The 22,998-nt window shown below is 40.8% G+C and carries 22 protein-coding genes; 15 read left to right on the top strand and 7 right to left on the bottom strand.

Going from position 1 to position 22,998, the window contains the following annotated elements; translation table 11 throughout:
- Positions 1-41: 41 nt before the first annotated feature.
- From L1077_RS09710 to L1077_RS09690, 5 genes are all read right to left on the bottom strand, one after another.
- Entirely contained in the window at positions 42-2,114 is a 2,073-nt protein-coding gene (locus L1077_RS09710; protein ID WP_231098157.1) for an EAL domain-containing protein, read from the bottom strand.
- 86 nt (positions 2,115-2,200) lie between these two features.
- A complete protein-coding gene (locus L1077_RS09705; RefSeq protein WP_063363742.1) occupies positions 2,201-2,491 on the bottom strand; it encodes a hypothetical protein in 291 nt (96 codons plus the stop codon).
- A gap of 40 nt (positions 2,492-2,531) precedes the next feature.
- Positions 2,532-3,218, bottom strand: coding sequence for a tRNA (adenosine(37)-N6)-threonylcarbamoyltransferase complex dimerization subunit type 1 TsaB (gene tsaB, locus L1077_RS09700; protein ID WP_237136647.1), 687 nt, complete (start codon positions 3,216-3,218; stop codon positions 2,532-2,534).
- Positions 3,208-5,046, bottom strand: a complete 1,839-nt coding sequence (locus tag L1077_RS09695) for an ATP-dependent DNA helicase (protein ID WP_237136685.1) — start codon at positions 5,044-5,046, stop codon at positions 3,208-3,210. The genes tsaB and L1077_RS09695 overlap by 11 nt, the downstream gene beginning before the upstream one ends.
- A gap of 216 nt (positions 5,047-5,262) precedes the next feature.
- Positions 5,263-5,493, bottom strand: a complete 231-nt coding sequence (locus L1077_RS09690) for a hypothetical protein (protein ID WP_237136646.1) — start codon at positions 5,491-5,493, stop codon at positions 5,263-5,265.
- Positions 5,494-5,838: 345 nt separating this feature from the next.
- Here L1077_RS09690 and hisG point away from each other — a divergent pair, with 345 nt between their 5' ends.
- From hisG to L1077_RS09630, 12 genes are all read left to right on the top strand, one after another.
- A complete protein-coding gene (hisG, locus tag L1077_RS09685) occupies positions 5,839-6,738 on the top strand; it encodes an ATP phosphoribosyltransferase (RefSeq protein ID WP_237136645.1) in 900 nt (299 codons plus the stop codon).
- A gap of 3 nt (positions 6,739-6,741) precedes the next feature.
- The gene (gene hisD, locus L1077_RS09680; protein ID WP_237136644.1) at positions 6,742-8,037 is read left to right on the top strand and encodes a histidinol dehydrogenase; all 1,296 of its coding nucleotides are present in this window, start codon (positions 6,742-6,744) and stop codon (positions 8,035-8,037) included.
- Positions 8,037-9,086: a histidinol-phosphate transaminase gene (gene hisC, locus L1077_RS09675; RefSeq protein WP_237136643.1), complete on the top strand. Its 1,050-nt coding sequence runs from the start codon at positions 8,037-8,039 to the stop codon at positions 9,084-9,086. Before hisD ends, hisC begins: the two co-directional genes overlap by 1 nt.
- 9 nt (positions 9,087-9,095) lie before the next feature.
- Positions 9,096-10,157, top strand: a complete 1,062-nt coding sequence (gene hisB, locus L1077_RS09670; protein ID WP_237136642.1) for a bifunctional histidinol-phosphatase/imidazoleglycerol-phosphate dehydratase HisB — start codon at positions 9,096-9,098, stop codon at positions 10,155-10,157.
- The gene (gene hisH / locus L1077_RS09665; protein WP_237136641.1) at positions 10,154-10,744 is read left to right on the top strand and encodes an imidazole glycerol phosphate synthase subunit HisH; all 591 of its coding nucleotides are present in this window, start codon (positions 10,154-10,156) and stop codon (positions 10,742-10,744) included. The genes hisB and hisH overlap by 4 nt, the downstream gene beginning before the upstream one ends.
- A gap of 12 nt (positions 10,745-10,756) precedes the next feature.
- The gene (locus L1077_RS09660) at positions 10,757-11,491 is read left to right on the top strand and encodes a 1-(5-phosphoribosyl)-5-[(5-phosphoribosylamino)methylideneamino] imidazole-4-carboxamide isomerase (protein ID WP_063363733.1); all 735 of its coding nucleotides are present in this window, start codon (positions 10,757-10,759) and stop codon (positions 11,489-11,491) included.
- Positions 11,473-12,246 (top strand): imidazole glycerol phosphate synthase subunit HisF, encoded by a 774-nt coding sequence (gene hisF, locus L1077_RS09655; protein WP_237136640.1) that lies wholly within the window; start codon positions 11,473-11,475, stop codon positions 12,244-12,246. Before L1077_RS09660 ends, hisF begins: the two co-directional genes overlap by 19 nt.
- Positions 12,243-12,854 (top strand): bifunctional phosphoribosyl-AMP cyclohydrolase/phosphoribosyl-ATP diphosphatase HisIE, encoded by a 612-nt coding sequence (gene hisIE, locus L1077_RS09650; protein WP_237136639.1) that lies wholly within the window; start codon positions 12,243-12,245, stop codon positions 12,852-12,854. Before hisF ends, hisIE begins: the two co-directional genes overlap by 4 nt.
- Positions 12,855-12,912: 58 nt before the next feature.
- Positions 12,913-13,410 (top strand): hypothetical protein, encoded by a 498-nt coding sequence (locus L1077_RS09645; protein ID WP_237136638.1) that lies wholly within the window; start codon positions 12,913-12,915, stop codon positions 13,408-13,410.
- Between the two features lie 450 nt (positions 13,411-13,860).
- A complete protein-coding gene (glf, locus tag L1077_RS09640; RefSeq protein ID WP_237136637.1) occupies positions 13,861-14,979 on the top strand; it encodes a UDP-galactopyranose mutase in 1,119 nt (372 codons plus the stop codon).
- Positions 14,980-14,982: 3 nt separating this feature from the next.
- Positions 14,983-16,005 (top strand): hypothetical protein, encoded by a 1,023-nt coding sequence (locus L1077_RS09635; protein WP_237136636.1) that lies wholly within the window; start codon positions 14,983-14,985, stop codon positions 16,003-16,005.
- 418 nt (positions 16,006-16,423) lie between these two features.
- Entirely contained in the window at positions 16,424-16,576 is a 153-nt protein-coding gene (locus tag L1077_RS09630; protein ID WP_155731913.1) for a hypothetical protein, read from the top strand.
- Positions 16,577-16,648: 72 nt separating this feature from the next.
- Here L1077_RS09630 and L1077_RS09625 read toward each other — a convergent pair whose 3' ends face one another.
- Entirely contained in the window at positions 16,649-17,113 is a 465-nt protein-coding gene (locus L1077_RS09625; protein ID WP_237136635.1) for a hypothetical protein, read from the bottom strand.
- Positions 17,114-17,463: 350 nt separating this feature from the next.
- Here L1077_RS09625 and L1077_RS09620 point away from each other — a divergent pair, with 350 nt between their 5' ends.
- Positions 17,464-18,015: a YkvA family protein gene (locus tag L1077_RS09620; protein WP_237136634.1), complete on the top strand. Its 552-nt coding sequence runs from the start codon at positions 17,464-17,466 to the stop codon at positions 18,013-18,015.
- A gap of 48 nt (positions 18,016-18,063) precedes the next feature.
- On the opposite strand, the gene L1077_RS09615 is transcribed toward L1077_RS09620, so the two are convergent.
- Positions 18,064-19,842 carry a M61 family metallopeptidase gene (locus L1077_RS09615; protein ID WP_237136633.1) on the bottom strand — a complete coding sequence of 593 codons (1,779 nt, stop codon included), beginning with the start codon at positions 19,840-19,842 and terminating at the stop codon, positions 18,064-18,066.
- Between the two features lie 174 nt (positions 19,843-20,016).
- On the opposite strand from L1077_RS09615, the gene L1077_RS09610 reads away from it, so the two are divergent.
- A complete protein-coding gene (locus L1077_RS09610) occupies positions 20,017-21,549 on the top strand; it encodes a diguanylate cyclase (RefSeq protein ID WP_237136632.1) in 1,533 nt (510 codons plus the stop codon).
- A 14-nt stretch (positions 21,550-21,563) separates the two neighbouring features.
- Entirely contained in the window at positions 21,564-22,907 is a 1,344-nt protein-coding gene (gene ppnN, locus L1077_RS09605) for a nucleotide 5'-monophosphate nucleosidase PpnN (protein WP_237136631.1), read from the top strand.
- Positions 22,908-22,998 lie beyond the last annotated feature (91 nt).

The raw sequence follows: 22,998 nt of genomic DNA, 5'->3' as shown, positions 1-22,998 counted from the left end.
AGCATCTTAAATTTAAGCTCAATGCAAAATTAAACAGTTCGCTACTCCTCTACAGGCTCGCCTTTATCTTTTGCTGTATTGTCGGTGTCGACTGAGTCACCTTTGGTCATATACAAATAAATGGCTTCTTCCACTGGCATGGCTTTGAAGTATAAAAATCCCTGCACACACTCAATATGAGACTGCTTTACAACCTTTTCTTCATCAGTAGTTTCGACCCCTTCGGCCACCAGCTTAAAGCCTAACTTAGAGATCATCTCAGACAAGTTGGTATATAGCGAAATCGATTTACTGTTTAATTGTTCAGGTAACAAGCTACGATCTAGTTTGATGGTTTCAATATTTAACTTAGACAAAACGGACAGACAAGAATATCCGGTGCCGAAATCATCCATCGCACAATCAATTTTATTCTTTTTCAAAGCATCAACTATGGTCACAGTTTTATTAAAGTCTTCAATATAGCTGGACTCGAGCAACTCCACTTCAACCTGACCTGGAAACTTAGCAAACGCCTTAATAATGCGACGATATCCTCCAGTTAATAGGTTTTGTGGTGAGATATTAAAACTGATTTTTGGTTTTAGTCCATGCTTTGCAAACTGCTCTAAGTCTATTTCTAATTGGTCAATGACGTAGTTATCAATGATGTGTAGTAGGTTATGCTGATCTAGAGTTTCTAAAAACCATGGGCCTGATACAGTTCCATCTTTATTGGTTAGTCTTAAAAGCGCCTCAAAGCCAACAACTTGCTTGTTATAAGGGTTAATTTTAGGTTGATAAAATAACGTTAAAGCGCCTTGATTTAGTGCCTCGGTCACTTCTTTTAGACTATGTGCGTTAATTTGCTCTTTTCTTTGTGTTGCGCTGAATGAGCCTTCCGCGCCTTCTTCAATCAAGCGCCCCGCCGTGTAACGCTTCATCAAAACATCAAGCGCTTTACCCGATAAGTTATTATCTCTATTGGCTTTTAAAAATGGAAAATAGATCAATGCATTAATTAACACTAAGCCCACTTGCAACACAATACCTTTCACGCTTTCAGTGAGCAGCCAACCATTGACAAAGATAGGTGTAAACCATGGGATTTCATCAGCATATTCCACCGTTACAAAACCACTGTAAAATGCAAAGTATGCAATAGAAGCATTCACCAATGGGCATAGTAAGAAGGGTAATAAAATATAGGGGTTAAATACAATCGGCAATGCGTAGATCATGACCTCACTGATGTTAAATAACGCGAGTGGGGAAGAAATAGCAGCAATGCGCTTTTCATGTTGGCCATTTTTTAAAAACATGGCAGCAACAATCAATCCCCAAAGACACCCAGTACCACCTAAAATCACAAAGCCGGTAAAAAAGTTATAACTGATCAAGTCCGGTAAGACGAAGTAGCCCGTAAGCTCACTCGATACAAGTAGCTGGTACGTGTTATCACCATGAACACCAATAAACCACAACAAATGAGAAATAATAAGTTGCATCGACAGCTTTTCAAATACATTCCAATGCGGGTTAAGGGTTTTCAGTACTTCTACAATGGCTTCGGCGGCTAAATCAATGTAAGGAAAAAGCAGTAACACCACGCTTGTGACAATTAGATAAGGTAAGATTAAATTTAAATGCTTACGTAAAAATAAACTGATTGAACTCACACCAACTAGGCGAAAAACCCGTAAGCTTTCCAAATAGGACAGAAAATAACAACAAACAACAGGCATCAGTAAGGAATATAAAGCCCCCATGCGGTGGTTGATGGCCAAATCTCCATCAGAAATGGTGATGTAACCCGTTGTCGCTGTGAAACAAGTAAAAACTAATATTGGACTAGCGATTGAGTGGACTTTTAAGTTTTTAGATAAGTAGTAGCTAAAGGACATCAAGGTCAATACAGGGAATATCCCCCATACCAATACATTAAAATCTTCTAAAAACTGATGCTCAACCCCCTTCATGGAAATGTTAAGCCATTGATTGATGAGTGTTATAAGTGAAGCAACGATGAAAAATGGAATTAACGCAATATAGCCTTCACGCAGTGAAAGTATCACTGTGTTTGAAGAGATTTTAAATGCATATTGGTTAAATTTATTAAGCAACGTTCTTGTCACAACTATGTTTTTCTTTTTACATTACCCCAATAAATTTAGATTACAATCGGTTCTTGCATTTTTTTACTGAAAATAATTCAACCTGATCAAGCGTATATATCAACACCAATGAGAGATTGAATTTCGGACCGTCTATTTTCGTTTTGTACGGAGGAATAAGCTTGAACAGCTTTGTTTGAATTGAAGGTAGGTTGGTCATAGATGACCGAGCGCTTATCTTGTTGAAACTGCTCGGCCAACTTGATGCCTTGAGGGCTGAATTTTATATCGCTAACTGGACTAGCAATATCATTAGAGCGCGCATTCTCCTGAGTTTTAACTACTTTGGAGTTAAATTGATAAGTGTCCTGATTTTGAACAACTTGATTAATCCGCATTACACGCGCCTATATTTGTGCCTAATATAAGGATAGTGCTTTATTCTCTACCTGGCAACTTCTTCCAAGTAACGGTATCCCTCACATAGTGCGGCTGTGCATCCTGCGCCGCAACTGTATCACCATTGGTGAACCCAATATCACCAATTGCAAGCATAAATTGCGCATTAGGCAGCGAAACTGAATCAATGACAGAGACATTTAAGCGCTTTGCATCGTCAGCATAAGTCTGCCATCCAGTACCAACACCTTTTACCCCATTAAAATCATCATTGATGATTTCAGGCTTAATCACAATTTCGTCTTGTTTAGCAACCGCATTACCATGCTCGTCAGCCCCAAAGTGACCAAGGTAAATCTCCCCCATACGCGCATCTATGGCACTGACGACTTCTTTACAATCTTGTGTTTGCAGGGCTTCTTGCGCCATAGCTTGTAAAGTAGACACACCATGTAATTTCAACCCTGCAGAATACGCAAGGCCTTGTGCTACTGCCACACCTATTCGAACACCAGTAAAACTACCCGGACCTCGGCCATAAACAATGCCGTCTAAGTCTTTTAATGAGCAATTTGCTTCAGATAATAACGCATCTACAAGTGGCAGAATTTTCTGACTGTGTTGCTGTGGACACACTTCAAAGTGAGTAAAAGTTTTACCTTTAAAGTGAAGGGCGAGGCTCAAAGCTTCAGTAGAAGCATCTATTGCTAGCAAATTATGTTTCATGTTTATCGATGTTCTCTAAAAAATTCAATGCCTTCTCCAAATCTCGCGTACGCGTCATAGGAGGAAGACTTTTAATAAACGTTTCGCCGTATTTTCTCGTAACTAAACGATTATCGCAAATAATAAGCACCCCTTTATCAGATCTATCTCGGATCAAGCGACCTACACCTTGCTTGAGTGCAATGACGGCCTGAGGTAATTGAATGTCCTCAAAAGGCTCTTTACCACTCAGCTCAGCGTCTTTCATTTTAGCTTGTAATAGTGGATCATCAGGAGAAGTGAAAGGCAGCTTATCGATGACAACACAACTTAATGCATCTCCACGTACATCCACCCCTTCCCAAAACGAGGCGGTACCAAGCAAAACCGCGTTACCATGACGAATAAACTGCTCAAGTATAATGCGCTTTGACGACTGGCCTTGCATAAAGACGGGGTACTCAGTCGCAGTACTGATCCCCTCGTATACCAGATGCATAACACGATAACTAGTAAAGAGTAAAAATGTACGCCCCTCAGCTGCATTAATAACCGACTTTGCTATTTTAACCAAGGAGTGCGGCATGAGTTCATCTTTGGTCTCAGGTAAATACCTAGGTAAACACAATAATGCTTGCTTTTGATAATCAAACGGACTGTCTACAATTTTGTGAAAATCCGGTTTTAAACCAAGACTTGCATTAAAATGGTCAAGCTTATTGTCAACCGACAGCGTCGCTGAGGTAAAGACAAAACCAGCCTCTGTTTTTTTAACTAATTCCTGAAAACGGTTTGATACATCCAGTGGGGTAATGTGAATGGTTACAAATCGACGCGTGGTTTCAAACCAGTAACTGTACCCAGTTTGAGCAACATCAAACGCCCGTTCCATTTGGCCTTTAAACGCCAATACGCGCTCAAATGGGTGCTCAATTTTGTCACTGCGGTCAAGGCACAGTTTGAGCACTTTATACAAAAAATCTAAATTACCAATGACTCGGTGCAGCGCTTCACAAATTACTTTATCTTTAAGCGCCTCCCGCCAATCTCCACGGGCGCCATCACCGCCAAATACCAGTCTTAAATCAGCAATACTGGTGGTTAACTTATTGAGCGTTTTACCCAATTGCAGCATATCTGGCATATCACTCAGATAAATAACACGAATATCATTGACTAAATCATTGAGCTGCTTAGTACTGATTGACTCACCGAAATAATCGCTCGCAATCTCATTGACCTGATGCGCTTCATCAAAAACATAGGTATCGGCAGTTGGCATCAACTCGGCAAAGCCAGAATCCTTAACCGCCATATCAGCAAAGAATAAATGATGATTTATCACCACTAAGTCGGCTTCCATGGCTTTTAGGCGAGCTTTACGTATATAGCACTCAGCAAAATCTGGGCACTCTTTCCCTAGACAGTTATCTGCGGTGGAACTGACATAAGGTAAGACTTTGGCATCTTCCTCTATACCAACGCAATCAGCCAGATCACCACTTTGCGTTTCTGTTGCAAACTTGGCAACCATTGCAAGTTGATGCATGACGTCAGGATCGTCTGTTGGGACATGAGCAACATGCTGATTTAAACGGTATGTACACAAATAGTTTGCACGACCTTTAAGCAGTGCCGTTTTTCGCCCTTTGCCCAGCGCCTTTAAGAGATTTGGTAAATCTCTGTGATAGAGCTGCTCTTGAAGGGCCTTAGATCCAGTTGAAATGACAATTTTTTTGGTATTTATTAGTGCAGGAACAAGGTACGCGAATGTTTTACCAGTACCGGTACCAGCTTCTACCACGCATTGACCACCGTTTTTGACTATATCGTCAATCGCAATAGCCATTTCGATTTGAGGTTGTCTTGGTTGGTACCCACTAAAATGATTAGCAAGTGGACCGGTCTTTGAGAAGTACTGTTCTATGGACAAAGAGAAATATTACCTGACTAAATAACTCAGGCAATTCTAATTTTAAATCAAAGCGAGAGCAAGGCGCCCTTTCAACTCAGCCCTTGTTTTTATGCTAGATTAATAGATTAACGCACGCTTTTTTTGCTTAAACTAGGCCCAAGTATCCAGATGTTTTTCATCATCTGAGCTGTTAGTATTTTCATCATCGTCATCAGGAGGCAACTCCCGCTGGTGTTTTAATTCACTGTCTACACTATTAGCTTGAGATTTCCCTTTGATCTTTTCAGCTTTGTTATCAAGCACACCGACTATTTTAAACGGCCCATTATGTGCAACTTTTAATCGAACAATAGGTGCCATGTAAGGCTTAAAAACATCCATAAGCTTATCCTCCAACGAAATAAACTATTGACCTACATACTTATTATCGGCAGATATAACGTATTCTTTATTTATTTTTAAAAAGTACTTGCATGCTTTGGTAATTTCATGATTATCTATAAAAAGTTAATCGAATTACAGAAATTTTTACAAACAGGTAAGAACATGCTTTTAAATCTGACAGCAGTACATCATCACCATCATACATCGGGATAGCCTGTCAGGTATTTCGCTGGTGGGTTATTCCTAAAAGGAACCTCCGGCGAATCATTCAACGTATTTAAAATTTATTTCGCCCTGAGGTTCCCTCGGGGTTTTTCGTTTTTGAATATTAGGAAATAAATTATGAATACATCTAATCGCTTACGTATCGCAATCCAAAAGTCAGGCAGATTATCCAAAGACTGCCAATCCTTGTTAAAACAACTCGGCGTTAAGTTGAACTTACGTGAACAACGCTTAATCGCACACTCGACCAATATGCCAATCGATGTACTTCGTGTTCGTGATGACGACATTCCTGGCTTGGTCATGGACGGCGTTTGTGACTTAGGCATTGTTGGTGAAAACGTACTGGTAGAAACGCAAGCAGAGCGAGCGCGCGCAGGCCAATCTAACGCGGTTAAAAAACTATCGAAACTTGATTTTGGTTATTGCAGACTGGCACTTGCTTGGCCACAAGAGCTAGGTGCGCAGTCAAGAGATTGGTTTAACGGCAAACGCATTGCCACCACCTACCCTGAAATTCTTAAGCAATATCTTGTTAAAGAAAATATCGATGCCAGCGTGGTCATGCTGACGGGTTCAGTTGAAGTTGCGCCTCGTGCAGGCCTTGCAGATGCAATTTGCGACCTCGTCTCAACAGGTGCAACGCTCGAAGCAAACGGCTTAATGCAAGGTGATACCATTTTAGAATCAAACGCATGCTTAATCCAAAATGCAAACCTGAATGACGACAGTAAGCTTTCCCTAATCAACAAGTTACTACCGCGTTTAAAAGGCGTGCGCCAAGCCAAGGAAAGCAAATACATCATGCTACACGCACCAAAAGCAAAGCTTGAAGAAGTGTGCGAATTGCTACCAGGCACAGGTCAACCAACGCTGTTATCACTTGCGGGCAGTGACGACTATGTTGCCCTACACATGGTAAGTAGTGAAACATTATTTTGGGAAACCATGGAAGAGCTAAAAGCACTTGGTGCGAACTCTATCCTCGTCATGCCAATCGAAAAAATGATGGAGTAACTTATGCTAGTTTGGGATCAACTTGACCAACAAGCACAGCAAGCAATACTCACTCGCCCTGCCGTTAGTGCAGGAGCGGGAGTGCAAGCAGCAGTCGAAGACATCATTGACTGCGTGCGTCAAAAAGGCGATCAGGCATTATTGGAAATGGCCAAACAGTTTGATAACCGCCAATCAGATAGACTAAGAGTACCTGAAGATGAAATCACACAAAGTGAATTTCAACTCAGCAATGAGCTAAAAAGCGCCATCGATCAAGCTTACAACAATGTACGCGCATTTCACGAGCTGCAGCTACCAGAGCCTAAACAGCTTGAAACGCAGCCCGGCGTGGTATGCGAGCTAAAATATCAGGCCATTGAAGCTGTCGGGATTTACGTACCGGGCGGGAGCGCACCTTTGCCCTCTTCCGTATTAATGCAAGGTGTCTGCGCACAACTAAGCGGTGCAAAAACTGTGGTGCTCGCGACCCCAGTAAAAGGTGAAGAGCCGATCCACCCTGCTATTTTATATGCAGCAAAAAAATGCGGTATAAACATCATCATAGAAAGCGGTGGTGCAGGTGTGATAGCAGCCATGGCGCTGGGTACTGAGACGGTACCAAAAGTAGATAAGGTGTTTGGCCCAGGCAATGCATATGTCACCATGGCAAAGCAACTGTTATCCCAGTCTGTCCCTGGCTTTGCTATCGACATGCCTGCAGGTCCATCAGAAGTACTGGTCATCGCAGATGAACACGCTAACCCTGCTTTTGCGGCAGCTGATTTACTATCACAAGCTGAGCACGGCGCTGACTCTCAAGTATTACTACTCAGTGATAGTGAAGCCTTTATCACTGAAGTAGAAGCTGAAATCACAAGGCAACTGACTGAGCTATCTAGAGCTGAAATCGCAAAACAAGCCATGAACAACAGTGCGCTGGTCTTAGTTGAATCAATAGATAAGGCCTTTGAATTGTCAGCTGAATATGGTCCAGAGCACTTAATACTGCAATTAAGAGATGCGCAGTCTCGTGTTGATTTGGTGAAAAACGCAGGCTCTGTTTTTGTCGGCGACTACACACCAGAGTCAGCTGGCGACTATGCATCAGGAACCAATCATGTACTACCAACGTATGGTTACTCTAAAACTTATTCCAGTTTAAATTTAATGGACTTTTTTAGAACCTATACCGTTCAGTCAATTACTAAACAGGGCTTGTCTAATTTAAGTAAGGCTATCTTGCCATTAGCAGAAGCCGAAGGACTTGATGCACACGCCAATGCCGTTGCAATTAGATTAAATGGTGGAACACAATAATGGCTACTTCATTGCTACCAAAAAATATCGAGAGCTTGAAAGCATATAGCTCAGCAAAGAGTGAAAAGATCACAGGAAATACATGGCTAAATGCCAACGAAAGTCCATTTAGTAAAAGCATTGAGGTTTCTATTGATGATTTAAATCGCTACCCGGAGCCTCAACCAGAATCCGTAATTAATGCATATAGTGAGTATGCACAATTGTCGGCAAATCAGGTATTGATGACCCGAGGTGCCGATGAAGGCATTGAGCTATTAATGCGCACATTTTGTGAACCAGCCAGAGACAGTATCGCCATTTTCACACCGACTTACGGTATGTACAAAGTCTCAGCTGATACGCAAAACATTGCCATTAACGCCCTTTCACAAGATCAATTGAAAGAAGAACAAATCAGCGAACTAAGCGCACTTATCGGCGACGCTAAACTGGTGTTTATTTGTAATCCAAATAACCCAACTGGCAGCCTGACACCAATTGACAAGATTGCAGCGCTCGCCAAAGCACTTGAGAACTCTGCACTTGTCGTCGTAGACGAAGCATATATTGAGTTTGCCCCAGAGCAAAGTGCGGTATCTTTGCTGCAAGATTTCAATAATGTCGTGGTGCTGAGAACCCTTTCTAAAGCTTTTGCGTTAGCAGGGCTTAGAACAGGCTTCTTGTTGGCCAATGATGCGGTATTAAACCCTATACGCAAAGTCATCGCGCCCTACCCGGTATCTACCGCGGTAGCAAAAATAGCAGAGCAGGCGCTGTCTGTAGATGCAATCACGCAAATGCGCAGACAAGTTAACATTTTAAATAGTAATAAAGCCAAACTAAAAATATGGCTGAGTAACTCACCTAAAGTCACTCAGGTTCTTTGCGGTGAGGGCAATTTCGTGACGCTGCAATTAAGCGACAAAGCACTTATAGAACAAGCAATGAAAGCCGGCACCATTATGCGCCCGTTTACACTATTTGGTGAAGACAACTGGCTAAGAATATCTATTGGTAGCGAGCAAGAACTAGAACAAGTCAAACTTTGGCTAGAGCAAAGTAAGTAAGGAAGTAAAATGAGTACGCCATATCTATTCATCGACCGTGATGGCACATTAATCGAAGAACCTGTAACAGACAAGCAGGTAGATAGCCTAGAAAAATTAGCGCTTCTACCTAATGTAATTCCAGCCATGCTGGCTTTGCAAAGCGCAGGATACCGTCTTGTCATGGTGTCTAACCAAGACGGGTTGGGCACTGACAGTTTTCCTGAAGAAGACTTTGCCGCACCACACAACAAAATGATGGAAATCTTCTCATCACAAGGCATTAAATTTGACGAAGTGCTGATTTGTCCGCACTTTGACGAAGACAACTGTGATTGCCGCAAACCAAAAACCGGTCTACTCACTTCTATTATGCGCTCAGGTAAAGTCGACCTCGCTCGCTCTTATGTGATTGGAGATCGCCAAACAGATATCCAACTTGCTCAAAACCTATGTATTCAAGGTATTTTGTACGACGGGGATTGGAACAAAATTGTTACCGAACTGACTACGCAAAACCGTCAAGCCAGTGTGATCAGAAATACTAAAGAGACGCAGATCTCCGTTGCAGCAAACCTAGACCAAACCGCCAATGGCGAAATAAATACAGGCCTTGGCTTTTTCGACCACATGCTTGATCAGATCCGTACCCACGCCAATATTGGTCTTGAAATAAAGGCAAAGGGCGATCTACACATAGATGAGCACCACTTAGTCGAAGATGTCGGTATCGCGCTTGGTCAGGTATTACGAGAAGCACTTGGTACTAAATCACAAATCGCACGATACGGTTTTGCCTTGCCGATGGATGAATGTAAAGCCGAGTGCCAATTAGATTTATCAGGCCGCGCATCATTTGTACTTAATGCCAACTTTAGTCGTGAAAATGTTGGTGACTTAGATGTGCAAATGGTGGAGCACTTTTTTAAATCGCTATCGGATAATGCCCAAGTAAGCCTGATATTAAGTGTTTCAGACGGTAACTGCCACCACCAAGTTGAAGGCTTATTCAAGGCATTTTCCCGCGCTTTAAGAATGGCCATAGCCAAAGATGTGTCTCAACTTACTGCTAGCTCAAAGGGGTGTTTATGATAGCCATAATTAATACCGGGTGCGCCAATATCAACTCTGTACGCTTTGCTTTCGAGCGTTTGGGCGTGATACCTGAAGTGTTATCTGATCCAAACCAGTTAGCTAAGTTTGACCGCGCTGTCCTCCCAGGTGTTGGCCATGCCAATGTGGCCATCAAACGCTTGAACGAACAAGGTTGGAAAGAAGCCATTAACGCTTACCAAAAGCCCCTCATGGGCATTTGTTTAGGTATGCAAATGCTTTGTGATTACAGCGAAGAAGGTGATGTCACGGGGCTTGGGATCATTGATGGCAGCATTAAGGCTCTGCAAACCGGTGATTTAACGAGTCCACACATGGGTTGGAACAATATCAACGTCACTAAGCCACACCCTTTAACACAAGGGATCAGTAATGATGACCAGGTTTATTTTGTGCACAGTTTTGCCCATGAGCTCAATGACACAACCCTAGCAAGCTGCGAGTACGGGCAAGCATTTTCTGCCATCATCGCCAAAGATAACTACGCAGGCATGCAATTTCACCCGGAAAAAAGCGCCAAAGTGGGCGCACAGCTTTTAACTAATTTTATGCAATGGCAAGTTTAATAAGGAACGAACATGATAATTCCAGCACTCGATGTTTTAGATAGCCAAATTGTTCGCCTCTATCAGGGCAAATACGATACAGCGCAATTTTACCCGTTTGACTTGCAAACTCGCCTACATGAATACCAAGATGCAGGGGCAATCAAATTACACCTTGTTGATTTAGAGGGCGCGCGTGACCCGAGTAAAAAGCAGTGGCAACAAATTCAAGCTGCTACGAGCAAACTTGATACACCATACCAAGTAGGTGGTGGGATCCGCGCTTATGAAGATATAAAACAATGGCTTAAAGCAGGTGCAAACCAAGTGGTTATTGGGTCATTAGCCGTCGACCAAAAAGAGCAGCTGGCTCAGTGGATCCAAGAGTTTGGCGCTGAACGTTTTGTCATTGCATTAGATGTAAATAAAACCACAGATGGCTGGTCTGTGGCTACGCACGGCTGGCAAAGCGACTCTAGCGTGTCATTATTTGAGTTAATCGACTTTTATTTGGCATTAGGCGTGTACGACTTCTTGTGTACGGATATAAGTAAAGACGGCACAATGACAGGTCCTTCATTTGAACTATATCAGCAAATTGTGCAATACAGTCCTGCAGCAAAAGTACAAGCATCTGGTGGTGTAAGCTCATTAGACGACATCAAACAGCTAATTGAAATTGGCGTCACAGGCATCATCTTAGGTAAATCCTTATTAGATGGCGCATTTACTGTTGAGGAGGCAATTGCATGTTATCGAAACGCATAATCCCCTGCCTTGATGTGAAGAATGGCCAAGTCGTTAAAGGGGTCAAATTTAAACAGCACGAAGTAGTTGGCGATATCATTGAACTTGCCAAACTATACAGTGAGCAAGGTGCTGACGAGCTGGTTTTTTATGAGATCAGTGCCAGTGTAGAAAAGCGTTTGCTTGATTTAAATTGGGTCAGAGACATCGCCAAAAATATCGACATTCCTTTTTGTGTTGCCGGTGGTATTAAATCCGTGGCAGATGCCGCAAAAGTGTTAGAGCAAGGGGCTGACAAAATTTCAATCAATAGCCCTGCTATTGCCAGGCCTGAACTTATCAAAGAGCTACATGACGAGTTCGGCAAACAATGCGTGGTTGTGGGCGTTGATAGTTTTTACGATGATAAAAGTGGCGAGTATTTAGTGTATCAGCTGACTGGTGATCCAAACGCAGCCAGTCAAACACGCTATAAAACCCAAGAATGGATCCAGCGAGTGCAGGATTTAGGCGCTGGTGAAATTGTACTAAATTGTATGAACCAAGATGGTGTACGCAAAGGCTATGATTTATCTCAACTAAGCGAGATGAGAGCACTTTGTGACATTCCTCTTATTGCATCAGGTGGTGCAGGTAAAGAACAAGATTTTGTGGACGTATTTAAACAAGCCAATGTGGATGGTGCATTGGCAGCCAGTGTTTTCCACAAACAAGTTATTGAAATACCAAAGTTAAAACAATATTTAAAAGAGAATAAGGTAGCAACAAGATTATGAGATTATCGCCGGACAACATCAGCAAAGTTGACTTTGGTAAATCAGAGTTAATTCCTGCCATCGTACAAGATTACGCAACTGGCGTTATCTTGATGCAGGGCTTCATGAACTTGGAAGCGCTACAAGTGACTTTTGAGAAAAAGCTTGTCACTTTTTACTCACGATCTAAATCTCGATTGTGGACTAAAGGTGAGTCATCAAATAATGTGCTTAAACTTGTTGAAGCGCACACTGACTGCGACAAAGACAGCATTTTAATTCTTGCAAATCCAGCCGGGCCAACTTGCCATTTAGGTACTGAAAGCTGCTTTGAAGATGCCAAACCAGATCTTGCCTTTTTAGGTACTTTAGAAAAAGTCATCAAAGAGCGCAAAAACGCCGACCCTGAATCGAGCTACACAGCATCACTCTTCGCAAAAGACTTAAGTCGTAGCTGTCAAAAAGTTGGGGAAGAAGGTGTAGAAGTGGCCCTCGCTGCCATGAAGCAAGATAAAGAAGAATTGCTTAACGAATCTGCAGATTTAATTTACCACTTGTTAGTACTTTTACAACGAACTGATCTCAACTTTTCTCAAGTTGTCGAGACATTAGCCAAAAGGCACCAATAACCTACCTCATCCTAAATGACCATGGTATGCTTAGGGAAAATTTGAAAAGGAAGCTGCCATGGTTTTTCGCAACCTATTTTACTCTATTGGTTTTATCACGTTAGTTGGCTGTAATACATTGCCAAATGACGTAGAAAAAAAAGTTGAAAACATGACTGACTGTGAAAAAGTCAATGCACTTATCACAGGTGCTGGTGATGGCTTTTCTATATTGAAAGGCAGCGAAATAAACGGCAAATTAATGAAGAGCTGGCGACCTAAAGCGCACTTAATTGAAGATAGTTGCCAAATTAACTTGTATACAAGCGGCAATACTGCCTATGAATGTAATAAAGCGTTTGTGGGTAAAACGCAAGCGTTAGTTAGATTTGAACAAGTGAACGAAAAGCTTAAAACCTGCTTAAGTCCAGACTGGGAAGAGAAGCAGCACTTTGGTAAAGAAAGTAGCCGCTCGACATTTACCAGTGAGCTATCAGAGACAAAAGTCGCTGTCAATTTTGGTACTACTTTAGACAAGCAAAAGCCTTGGGCTGTTAGCTTAGAAATTGTCAAATAATCTGTTGGGTAATCATCTTTATGGTTGATAACATTTACCATTGAACGCTCAAACAGCCAAACACATTTCAACCAGTTAGCTGGCGTATTCAAAACGCCCGCTAACTCAAGCATATTAAATTTGGTAAAGAAGTAGACGCATATTTAAAGTCAAAAACCTATACCGCTTTCATAGGCATAGTTCCAACATCCTACCGCTTTTCACTATTGATTGCTTTCACACTAAACCGACTGATTTCAAAGCGCTCAACATGTCAACGCAAAGTATAAAAACCATTCAACATTTTTCTGCTTATACGAATTAAATCATAAAGATAGGAATACAGTTCGCTTATTGATCGATAGCGACCTTTCGAACTAATAATTTACAACTAATAACGTTTAATGACGCTCGATTATGGTATCATCCGATTTTGCTATCTTCGAAATAAATAAAGCGAGGCTAATTCGAATGAAAGACACTCAATACGACTATCTTATAGTCGGTGCTGGTTTGTTTGGTGCAGTGTTTGCCCGAGAAGCTACGGATCAAGGAAAAAAAGTATTGGTGATTGACAAGCGCAATCATACTGGTGGCAATATTTATTGCGAGAATATAGAAGGCGTCAACGTACATAAGTACGGCGCGCATATTTTTCACACTAGTAATCAAGAGGTTTGGGATTACGTAAACCGCTTTGTTTCATTCAACCACTATGTAAACTCTCCTGTCGCACGTTATGAAGATAAGCTATATAACTTGCCTTTTAACATGAATACTTTCTATCAATTGTGGGGAGTAACAACACCGCAAGAAGCAAAAGATAAAATTGCCGAAGAGCGCGCGCCTTATGCAGACTTAGATCCTCAAAACCTTGAGGAACAAGCTTTATTCTTAGGCGGTAAAGACTTATATGAAAAACTAATTAAAGGCTATACAGAAAAGCAATGGGGACGCCCTGCCACTCAGATCCCTTCGTTCATCATTAAGCGTTTGCCTTTTAGGTTTACTTTCGACAATAACTACTTTAATGACTTATACCAGGGCATTCCTATCGGGGGCTACAATGCACTCACTGACGCACTACTTGAAGGTGTCGAAGTGAGAACTGGCGTAAACTATTTTGAAAACGCTGAACAATACAATGAATTAGCTGACAAAGTACTCTACACAGGTAAGATCGATGAGTTTTTTGATTGTCAATTCGGTCAGCTAGAATATCGAAGTCTACACTTTGAAACTGAAGTGTTAGATCAAGAAAATTATCAAGGTAATGCCGTGATTAACTACACCGAGCGTGATGTACCTTATACTCGTATTCTTGAACATAAGCATTTTGAATTTGGCACACAAGAAAAAACGGTAGTGACTAAAGAATACCCGCATGAATTTAGTAAAGACAACGAGCCTTACTACCCAATCAATGACGAAACAAATAATGCACTTTTAGCACGCTATCAAGAGCTAGCTAAGACCGAACCGTACGTCAATAAGTTTATCTTTGGTGGAAGACTAGCAAATTACAAATACTATGACATGGATGACACAATTGAAGCAGCATTAGCACTTACTGCTCAGGAGCTTGTGTAAATTATGACTAAGAAGGTATACATAGCTCGAAACTACCGCTCTAAGTTTGATGCAGCAGGCAAAGCCAAAATGGACTGTGAAACCATCTTGGAGAATAACGGCTGGCAGAATATTGGATTTAAGCAAACTTGGATAGCTAACTCTATTTTAGGCACATTAATTAGTGCTTTGGGTGTGACTTGGGCTATCTTAAGGCTCAAGTCTGGCAGTACCGTCTGTTTACAGTATCCATTCAATAAGTTTTACGGATATTGCTTATGGGGCGCAAAACTTAAAAAGAGTAAAGTCATTACCTTAGTCCACGACCTTAAAAGTTTAAAAGGTAAATACGGACACTCAGACAAAGAAGTTAATTTACTAAAGCAATCAGATCAGCTGATTGTTCATAATGACAAAATGGCTGCTTGGTTTGCAGAGCAAAACTTTAATGCTGAAATAGCGAATATCGAAGCATTTGATTATTTGCACACTGACAATCCAAACGCAAAAAGAACTGAGACTGACTACAATGCAATACGCATTGTGTTTGCTGGTAATATGGGGCCGTTTATATACGAACTCGATGGCTTAGATCGCGGTAATTTCAAATTCGATTTATACGGTGTTGGTTATGATGAGAAAAAAATTAAAAACATCAACGATACCGTACTGGACTACAAAGGTTGCTTCCCTTCAAATGAAGTTATCGACCATATTGATGGCGATTTTGGCCTTGTTTGGTATGGCAACACGCTAGATTCATGCGATGGTGTTACAGGTAAATATTTAATGTACAACAATCCGCATAAGCTCTCATTATATTTATTATGTGATATGCCAATCATCATTTGGGACAAAGCTGCAATGGCTGACTTTGTTGAAAAAGAAGGTATTGGTTTTAGCATAAGCTCGTTACGTGATATCAAGCAACGCCTTGCAGAGCTCACTCCTGAACAAATTGAACAGATGAAACAAAATGTTCAGCGCGTAAAAGCCGATGTTCAATCAGGTCAGTACCTTTCTCGAGCATTAAACAAACTGTCGTAAATTTTTACATAAAAGCTCTTAATGACTCTTTCTAAGCTGAAAGAGTCATTAATAATAAATGACAAACATACTCTACAGCTCCCTTTATATTAAAGCCACTCAGCTGTAACTTTCCGTATCACAAAAATAACACCATGAGATAGCCCCGCAATATTGCTGATCAAATATATGTTTATTTTATTCCTAAGCATATACCCAACTAGAATAAACAAAATATTGATTAACCAAACAATCATGTTAACTTTAAATTTACACTGATGTAGTAGTTGTTTCACTGTGAGGCTTGTTTGTATTCGCTGTAGCTCACGCTAACTTCGTTGCAGGTGTGCAGATAACTCTATCAATACTGTACTGCAAGCCTATACGTGCATACTTTTAAGTGTATTTTTTATTTATTAAATTAGGAAAGGAAATAATCATGTTAAAACTAAATAAAAGAAAACTAAAAAATTTGTCGGATGATAAGCAATTAGTAGATAAAAAAATGACACCATTCATTGCCGGTGGTGTTACGACTAGTCGTTCTTGGTGTTGGACAACAGGGCTATGTACTGACACTAAATTGTGCTAAACCGAAGCTCCTAATATATAGATAATTATATCTAAATAATTCCCCAATGCTGAGGAGGCAAAGCCTCCTCATTTAAAAAGGTTTCCCTTGATTTATGTCACGCCACGACAAGCTACCACCTGCAGTCCAATACATCACACTGGCTTGCACCGCATGTGTTAAACATGAATCCGACGACCAAGTTAATTTGGCAGTACCCCAATGCGTCTGACCACCCCTTGAAATAGTAATTTGACCTGTGTTGCCAGCTGGCAATATAGCGGCACCATCAACTGGGCTGCTTCGAAATTGCGAGGCAACTAATATTTGCTGCCCAGGCTCTCTCGATTCAGTATACTGCCTACCCACAGAATCAAATAAATGTATTAGGATACTAATATCCGAAGTCGATACATTACTGACATAAAACCGATAACTTTCATTATCACTCTTAGTCCATTGTGGCAATTGAAAAGTTTTCTGCGTCGAGCTCTCTACTGCCTGCACATTAGTCGAGGCAGCAAAACCAATGAGTAAAAATAACGTGTGAATGTTCATTTTTCTATCCTTAATTCAATAATTAACATTTATTTCTTCCCCTAGATACATGGTTCAATTCACCGGAGAAACTATGCTAATACACCAAGACCGGACTATTAAATTTTACATTTCACTCAATCCAGGATTAAAAAACACGACTTTTTCTCCCAAATTGGTTTTTATTTACTAAGATATTTATATAGTTGCACACTACTCAACCATCTTTTGACTTTTTTTCAATTATTGTTAATTTGAGCTTAAATTAGTGATGATTTAATGGCATAGTGTCGTTACTAAAGTAGGTAATTACATACCTTGTAATACCTGACGGATATAAAAATAATTTTAAAGTGCGTAAGGGAGAAATAATGTCCATCCAAGTAAATTTTGAACTCACAGATATCGATTTAGAACATTTTCGTTCAATGATGCAATCAGCAATCGAGCGCAGTACTCACCTCAGTGAAGAAGAAATTATCACCAAAGCACGCGAACTTGTTGAACAAATGGAAGGCACTAACGTACCTGAGTTCGTTAGAACAAGAATGATGTCTTTATCAGCTCTTATAGACGCAGTTCAAGATGAAGAATGGCAGATGCCTGAAGATGAGAAGAAAGAAATCATGCTATCTTTAGCGTACTTTGGCGAACCAGAAGATATCGTACCAGATAATGTGCCTGTGCTAGGTTACATCGATGACGCAATTATGATTGAGCTTGTTCTTCAAGATTTATCTTTAGACCTTAAAGCCTACCGTGAATTCTGTGGCTTTAGAGCAACGGAAGAAGCAAGACGAGGCGACCACGCAAAAGTGAACCGTGAAAGCTGGTTGGCGAGCACTCGTGCACAAATACGCTCTTCAATGAGAAGAAACCGCTCAGGTTCAAAAGGCTCACGCTTTTTCTCTCGTATCATGTAAAACATAGAGCTAACAGCATAAAGGGGAACAAATTTGTTCCCCTATTTTTTATCTAGCATTGGGATGGGTCACGCCTAACCAAGCTTTGTAAAGTTTAGCCTGTCTCGGTGTTGGAGAATATAAGGCCCTCACAACTTTACTCCTACTCCCCTGTTCACCTAGCTTGAGCTTTGTAGTCATTAACTTATCTCGACGAATAAAGTCAACTTCAACTGTTTGGTTAGGTTCAAACAGTGCGAGTGTATGCGGTAAGTCTTTTCGAACATGATGTTTATTCACTGCAACAATCTTATCACCAGATGTTAAGCCGGCCTGCCACGCACTTCCGCCACGCGCTACATGTGTCAACTCTAACAGTTGCCCAGTATTTTTTGCTGTACCATCAAAACTTGCAACAATCACTGTATCAGCTGGATAAACATGCTCTAGTCCCACTTTTGAAAACAACGCATCAAAATCAATAAGTGCAGGACTATCTATATGTACACTCCACCACTGGCTGTAGTCATGTCCACTAATCTCTTTTAAGATCCGCTTAACATCGCCACTATTATACGAGTTAGGCAGCTTGTGTTGCTTATATAGCTCACTATGTACATCTCTATAGCTCACTTTACCATCGGTTTTATCAATTAAATCAATATCCAGCGCCATAGAGACTAAAGCACCCTCAAGATAAATATTGGTGCTAAAGTTCTTGCCATGGTCGCCAGATTGATTAATCCATTTATCATAACTGGTGTGTGCTACCGACTGCACCTCTCTACCAGGTGTTTTAAGGTGCCGATTAAGCGTGCTCGTAAGTGATTTATAAAACTCTTGGTTGGTTGTGATGCCCGCACTAAGCAGTAAGTAGTTCTCTAAATAACTGGTTGAGCCTTCGACTAACCATAATAAATCACTGTAATTAATATCTACATAGTCGTACGGTACTAGTCCATCTGGTCGATAATTTTTAACATTCCAAATATGGATAAACTCATGCGCAGCCGTAGAGATGAAGCCAATATAATCATCTCTAGACGCAAATTTATCTCTGTGCCGCTGAATAATCGTCGAGTTTAAATGTTCTGTTGCCCCCCTTGCACCGCTAGTTGCGTGAACCATAAATACATATCGCTCATAAGGGTAATCATGCCAAATTAAGCTTCCTGTTTTAACGAGCTTTTTTAAGTCCCTGATCATTAGTTCTACGTCGTAATTCCCTTCCCCCCAAATGACCAATTCATAATCACGACCATCAACCGTATACTTATAAAGTTGATTTATCCCTGTTTCAATTGGCGAGTCGAGTAATACATCATAATTACTCGCTTTGAAACTATGTTTAGAGTCCGCAAAATCCATTCCGGATACTGAGCGCCATTCGCTAGGAACTTCTAGGTTTACTTTTATAGGCTCTTGCCTAAATGAATCACTGAACATAAAAAATCCCGATGCATCAATGAATGCATGCGTGTCATCTATGTGCCGAGACCTGAGCCCTAATTCATTCGCATATACCTGATAAGACACAACCACCTCCGTTGGCTTGTTGAGGTGTATACGCCAAGTGTTTTTGTCAATTTTATGCCAGTTTAATACTTGACCGGATAGATTATTTGCTGAAAAAAAGCGAATTCCATTGGCCATATTCAATATTTCGTACCGTCCAGTTCGCCAATCGGGTAATTGAACGTCGATATAAGACTGTGCCGTTTTGGGAAAACTTACTTCTACCTGCCCAAGGTGGTGTTCAGGCTCAGTAATCGATAATGTGTATTCCACATTTGCATGTGATAGGTGGCTGGCTAAAGCCAAAGTTATCAGGGATAGGTTTCTTATCATATTAGAAAAAAATAAATAGTTTTCTTAAAATTAGCAAAAATCTTTATACTTGAGTTAATAAATTCGTTGAAGTGACAAGATAAAAAACCAAGTTGCGCCTCAAATTCTCCCACATTTTTCAGTAATTTGATGTAAACTTGCAATTGATATAGTAAATAAAGACGTTGGATTTTTGTGACTGATAAAACTGTACTATTGGAAAAAAAACTTTCTCAGGCTATCTCTGCAAGAAAAGCGCTTGAAGAAGCGAAAAAGACGCAGGTTTCGATGTTATCGGACTTTGCGACGCGTTTATCTTTCAGTTGTAGAGGCCAAGATGTCGCACTAGATAATCAACTCGCCAAGTTCAGAAGTGCGTTGAACAAGGGCATGGAAATTGAGCAGATCACCCCACTCATTGAAACAGCCATAGTACAACTAAAACAACAAGAAGCTGTTTACGAAACCAATGAGCGCGCGCTCACAACACACATTCAGTCCGCAGGTAAACAATTACAAAAACTCAAAGGTCTACCTGATGACACCCGCCGCAAACTTCGTCATGTTCTCGACCATGAGCTTGCTGATGTTAAATCTGTTGCGGAATTTGTACCATTACTTGAAAAGATTTTGCAATTTTATATGCAAACCCTTCAAGCAAAAGCAGCCCCAGAATTTAATGCTTCACAAAGCAATCCCGAACTAGCGATTGAACTTCTCTCTTTGACCAATGAGTTGGTATTCGAAGAAGATGTCTCTGAGCAAATCAAACAAATAAAGCAAAGCCTCTCATCCGATGATACGGTGGACTCTTTGTTAGAGAACGCCGTCAGTATTATTCGCATATTTGCCAAGTCAATTGCTCGTGAGCGGCAATCTGCACAAGGCTTTTTAGTTTCTTTAAACCAAACTCTCGAAGAGCTCCACAAGTCTATTGTTGAGACAACGAGTCAATCAAAGTCAGTAAACCAAGAAGTCTCTGCATTAAATAAACGTATCGAAGAGAAAATCGCTACGTTAAATACTCAAACTCAGCAAGCAACATCAATCACAGAGCTAAAACAACTTGTTGATAACGAGCTTAAGGAACTAAGTAAAGACTTAATTGAGCGAGAGAGTATCGAGCGCCGTGACAAAGAAGTACTACTGCAAAGCTTTGATAAGATTAATGACCGCATAAACTTGCTTGAAACCAAGGTCACTAATTATAAAAAGCGTCTCAACGAGCAGAAGTTTAAAAGTTTACTCGATGGGCTTACTAAGTTACCTAATCGCACCGCATTTGATGATAGATATAATCAAGAATTTCATTTGTTCGAAGTTCACAGTAGTGACGTGACGCTCGTCGTCATAGATGTAGATCATTTCAAGTCAATTAATGACAAATATGGTCATAGCGCCGGTGATAAAACCTTGCAAGTAATTGCAAGGGCACTTAAAAAGTCTATTAGAAAAGCTGACTTTATTGCCCGCTACGGTGGCGAAGAGTTTGTTCTATTGATGCCGGGTATGCCGTTGAGCTCGGCACAAAGTCCACTGGAGAAAATACGTAACACAGTGAAAGCTATTCCCTTTAAATTTAAAGAAAAGGAAGTACAGATCACAATTTCACTAGGTGCAACACAGCTTAAAAAAGGTGATACAACGCTATCGGCATTTGACCGTGCAGACAACGCCTTGTATGACGCTAAAAACTCAGGTAGAGATAAACTTTGCATTAGAGAATAACATGGAGAATGCCTATGCATGTACAGCTAAACCCCACTGGAGTTCTTAATTTACTATCACAACTAGAAGTCGACTTATTACAACAGTCATCCACTTTTGAAAGGTATCAATTATTTAGAAACTGCGTTTTAGCTGTTCTCAACGTAGGAAGCCACACAGACTCAAGCTATGAAATATATCGCAAGTTTGAGGATTTTAATGTCAAATTGGTTGCGCGCGAGCGCGGCATAAAAATAGAGTTAACAAACCCGCCTGAATCTGCTTTTGTTGATGGCAAAATTATCAACGGGATCCACGAACACATATTCTCTGTAATTCGCGACATCTTATTCATTTGTCAACGACACCAAGATAGCCTGATTGACCCCAAAGAAATTACCCACATGGTATTTGACATGTTGCGAAATGCAGATGCCTTAGAGGTCAATACAGATCCTAATATGGTGGTATGCTGGGGTGGTCACTCAATAAACGAACAAGAATATAAATACACCAAAGAAGTTGGCTACCAACTAGGTCTGAGAGGATTAAATATCTGCACAGGTTGCGGGCCAGGCGCAATGAAAGGGCCGATGAAAGGCGCTACAATTGGGCATGCAAAACAACGTATCACCAACAACCGATATTTGGGTCTGACAGAACCCAGTATCATCGCAGCTGAACCACCAAACCCAATCGTCAATGAGTTGGTCATATTGCCAGATATTGAAAAACGACTTGAAGCGTTTGTTAGAACTGCACATGCCATTATTATTTTCCCTGGTGGCGCGGGTACATCAGAAGAGCTGCTGTATTTACTTGGGATCTTGCTCCACCCAGAAAATAAAAAGCAAGTGTTGCCAGTGATCTTAACAGGCCCCTCCTCTAGCGCGGCTTATTTTGACGAAATTGCAAAATTTGTTGAAAAAACTCTGGGTAAAGAAGCACTCGATAAATTTGAAATCATCATTGATAACCCTGAACGTGTAGCAAAATACATCAAATCAGAAATGCCCAATGTGAGAGAGTACAGAAAGTCGGAAGGTGATGCTTACTATTTTAACTGGACACTTAAAATTGAAGAGCCTTTTCAAATGCCTTTCGAACCAACGCATGAGAACATGGCTTCACTCAACTTACACCTAAAACAGCCCAAGGAAATACTTGCAGCAAATCTAAGACGCGCTTTTTCAGGGATCGTTGCGGGGAATGTTAAGGACAACGGTGTAAAAGCCATTAAACAACATGGTCCTTATATTCTGTCTGGTGATAAATCACTTATGACAGATATGGATAGGCTGCTACAAGCTTTTGTTAGTCAAGGCCGAATGAAATTGCCTGGTAGCAAATACGAACCCTGTTATAAAATTCAGGCTTAGTTACAACACACCTGTCAACTCAGTAAACAAAACCAATATGGGGCGATGAACTCTCATTTCCCCTCTGTTATAATCCCCACACCAGCAACTT

Origin of the sequence: Pseudoalteromonas luteoviolacea (assembly GCF_021654285.1) — a bacterium.
GTDB classification, from domain to species: Bacteria; Pseudomonadota; Gammaproteobacteria; order Enterobacterales; family Alteromonadaceae; genus Pseudoalteromonas; species Pseudoalteromonas luteoviolacea_J.
This window is presented reverse-complemented; position numbering and strand designations above follow the sequence as displayed.